This window comes from Succinimonas sp., from assembly GCF_045225735.1.
Lineage (GTDB): Bacteria > Pseudomonadota > Gammaproteobacteria > Enterobacterales > Succinivibrionaceae > Succinimonas.
Genome location: NZ_JBGVBR010000405.1, coordinates 1 through 4,215, shown reverse-complemented (window position 1 = coordinate 4,215; position 4,215 = coordinate 1). Strand labels below are relative to the sequence as shown.

Annotated in this window: 1 protein-coding gene; it reads left to right on the top strand. The window is 54.9% G+C overall.

From position 1 onward, the window contains the following. A partial coding sequence (locus ACJROR_RS14270; protein WP_406547683.1) for a type VI secretion system protein occupies nucleotides 1–4,215 on the top strand: 4,215 nt, incomplete at both ends.

Sequence of the window (4,215 nt, the reverse complement as noted above, 5' to 3'; positions counted from 1 at the left end):
ATTACATTAAAACCCACTGCATCAAAAAGCAGCATACGCCGTGGTATGCGGTGCTGGGCGAACCCCTCTCCGGCAAAACATCCCTCTTCCGGGACGGCGAACTCAACACGGTATCCATCAGACAGGAGCAGGATCCCGGCAATACGGAGCCCCTGCATTTTCATGTGCACCGGGATCGGGTTTTTCTGGATGTCCGGGGCAATGTGTTCTTTGATAACTGGCTGGGGGGCTCCTCCGCCGAATGGTATGCCATCTGCGAGTTTATCCATAGCGTCCATGCGGTAAAACCCCTGTCCGGCATAATTCTCACTATCCCGGCCGACGCTCTTATCGCCGACTCCGAAAGCATCACCGACAAAAAGGCCGCCCTGATATTTTCAGAAACGCTGAGACTCACCCGCGCCATCCGCATGACGGTTCCCATCAGAATTGTCATCACCAAGGCGGACTGCATTCTGGGCTTCCGGGAATTTTTTGACGGCATCCCCGCCGCCAGCAGAACCCGCATGAGCGGCATTGATCTCTCCGACCTGCGCCAGGGAACCGGACGCTACACGGACAGCGTCTTCAGCCGGGCCTGGGACGAGTATATCGCCGCCCTTAAGGATACCTCCCTGGGCCTCATGATCTCCAAGAAGGCCCTGGATGCCAGCTATACCGCCCAGGGCAGAATCGATCTTTCCTCTTATGTATTCGCCTTCCCGGATCAGGTTGCGGCCCTGAAGGATAATCTCCGGCATTACCTCCGGGTAATTTTCGATCCGGACAGTTCCGCGCTCGCCGGAATGCCGGAGGGCATTTATTTCTGCTCCTCCTGCGATCAGGGGGTATGCTTCAGTGCCGTCTTTGCCGAACTCAAAAAGGCCAAACCGGATGAGGCCCCCCTCTCCAGCCGGCATACTCCTCTGGAGGCGGCCGTATTCCGCAACGAACTTCTGGGCCAGAGTCTCGCCGATCTGGATCGGCTGGCGGTATTTACCAAAAGCGAAATCATCCGGAGGCATGTGCCGGCTCTGACCATGGTAGTGATCCTGGGGCTCATTTCCCTGATGTACCTGGCCGGAGCTCTGCTGGGGAACCGGCTCATTACCCGGAATCTGGAAGCGGATACCCAGTTTTACCGGCAGCTGGCATCTCTGTTCAAGGCGCACGCCCCGCTGAACTCCCCGCTCCTGGACATGGATGAGAATACCGCCACGGGAACGGATCACTTTGACAGCATCATGAACGGCATGCCCGAGGTCACCCGGTTTAATTTTTTCACCAGCTCCAAGATCACTCTCCTGGCGGATCGCCCCCTGCCCTTATTGTATGCCCCCGCAAGCTATCTCTTCTACGACTATAACAATCTCAGTCACAGCGAAAGAAAGACCATTTACAACCAGCTGACCACGGACATGATCCTGTTCCCTGCCAGCAAGTCCTTCGTCAGCAATCTCCGGCGGGATGATTCCTACTTCACCGAAAAGCGCGCTGATGCCCTCCTGGACTGCATGCATCTCTCCCTTTCCGATGAGGACAATCATGCCGGCGAAAAGAGCACCGATGTCATGGAGCAATGTCTGGTAAGCATCGTGCGCTACATGTACCCCCAGGTTTCCCGGAAGGTAGCCCAGGAGATCAGCGATTTCGCCTCCGGCAAAGAAAGCTACGCCAGAAATGCCGTGCGCCAGATCCTGCTTCACAAGGATTTCTACCCCGGCATCAATAACGGCATCAAAAATCTGGTTAAACAGCTGATTGATGTTAACGCCTACCCGGAATCCGACTACCAGATGTTCCGGCACGTGGTGATGCACGGCAGCGACCTAAACCGCTCTCTTGACACTCTGAGGGATTTCGGCCGGACGGAAGGCCAGAACAATATCGCCAGCGCCTTTCAGAACTATCGGGAGGCGCGTCAGGAGGTTTTTCACGCCATCAGCACCACTGATTACCTCAGCAAAAATTACCAGCATTTTCTGATAACCTTTGCCATGCCTCCTCTTAGCGATTTAGCCGGCAGCAAAGAAGAAAAACAGGACAAGGACGACAATGCCGGAGACAAGAAAGCCGAGGAATCCATCAATATGGCGCGCGCGGCTTATTTTGAAAAAAGCTACCGCGACTACCAGAATATCCTTGATGAGGATTTCATGCATTTTATCGACTATGTCAATGCCAGCAGCGACATCAGCGCTCATATCGACTACAGCTACACGGACATAGACAGTCTGGTGAATTTCCAAAACAAGGCCCGGAACAATCTGGAAAAGGACTATCAAACTGTTAAAAGCGGACTCACCGACATCCTGGCCAGCAAAATCTTCGCCATGAGCTCCGCCAAAGGCAGCGATAACCGGATGAACTATCAGGATCTGGCCGAAATGCTCCGGATCATCTACGTCAATGACGAGGATCTGCCCATAGCGCTGCGCCATCCGGAAAATTTTGAAAAGCAGATCCGGGATATGGGAAGCATCTTCAAGATCAAGAGGAATCATCTTAAATCCTTCCTGGACAGCCACAAGGACCTGGAGGCCTCCGCCAAACTGGGGGATGCGGCCCGTGCCTTCCTGGAGTATGAAGAGGCGACCGCGCTTATCAGCCTGGCGAAAAACCTGCTGGAATTCTATCCCGAAGACACCAGCCTGGCCGCCACAGTTGCCGCCGTAGCCCGGGATATTTCCTCGGAAAACGGGGTTCTTGAACAATATCTGGACGCCGATTCCGCGGCCCGGACGCTGGGATCCTTCAACATGGATGCGGAATACGCCCCGAGGGCCGTGAATATCCTGATAAACCCGGCCGCAGCTCTCCTGGAATACAGCCAGCAGTCCAAAAAGAACAAGGGGCAAAAGGGAGCTCAGGCGGCAGAGAAGGGAGATACCGCCGCTGCCGGAAAAGCCTACGGCATATTTTCAGCCTTCGTGGACAGCGATCCCCGGGTACAGAAGATGCAACGCCAGGTAACCCGGTACGCCGATGCTTTTGTGACCTACTGGAGCGCCTTTGCCGAAAACCTGAAGCCCACCTTCCATGACTATGAAAGCTTCCACGAGTTTGCCAAAAGGAGCCGTTCCTATGAAATCAATGCCAGTCTCCGGGACGTGTACAACATGTCCTATGACGTGCTTTCGGAAATCCGGGATCCGGTGCTTTCAGGCAGCGGCATCAGCAGCAGGGATCATGCTCTCAAGCATATTTCCGCAAGAATGAAGCTTTTGGATCTGAACTACAACCAGGTCTGCTCCACCACCCTGAACTCCTGGTCGCTGCTGCCGGACGATCCGCTGAAGGCCAACCGCTACCTTAACACCATCAGCAAAAAAAACGTCCGCAAGGATTACACGCAGTTGATGTCGCAGAGGGGAGCTGATAGCACCATCCCCTGGTGGGATTCCTTCGTGCGGCAGGGCATCCAGCTCCTGAAGGCGGAAGCCAACTACAACGTTACTGCTTCTCTCGCAGAATTCCAGAACCGCCTCTACTACTTCCCGGTGCTCCGTGACGGCAATATAAGCGGTCAGGTCATTCTGCCCGAGGATATGGCAAAGCTCCGGAAATCTCTGAGATCCTTCGGCATTATCACTGACCCCGAGAAAAAAGAAGCGGAAAAGGACGCATCTGAAGCCGAGGCTGCCGCGGACGAGGGCGTGGATACGCTTAAGGAGCCCCTGATGTCCGGTCTTTCCTCCGGAAGAAACAACGTGCCCCAATGGGCTCAGCACGCGGATTTTATCCTGAAGACCTTCGGTGATACGGAAAACCCGGTATCCGTAAAAATCGCCATTCCCGACATCAAAACCCAGAACGCTCTTATCAGCGGCGTCTACGGGAAGGAAGAACGAACCAACGCCGCCCTGAAGTTCCGCTATCTGGACATTCAGGCCGGCGAGGAGCCCGCAAAGCGCTTTAGCTCCATAGTAACGGACACCTCAGAGAAGGTTATCTACGAGGGCCGGGCCGATGCCGAGGGGCTCACCTTCCGGTTCTTCCGCTTTTCCGACGACCAGGGAGCCGAGGCTGAAATCAATATCCGGGGCCGCTATGCGCCGCTTAGGCTTTATCTGGACAAAAATCTGATCCGCATAAGCAGGAGCAGCGGCAAGGACGGCAAGGACGACCAGAAAAACAGCGCCGCCTCCTATGTGCCCCTGACCGTGAAATCATCTGACGGCGATGACTGCGTTATTTTTGTTAAGGTTTATTTCTCGCAGCAGATGCTCGCTCCGG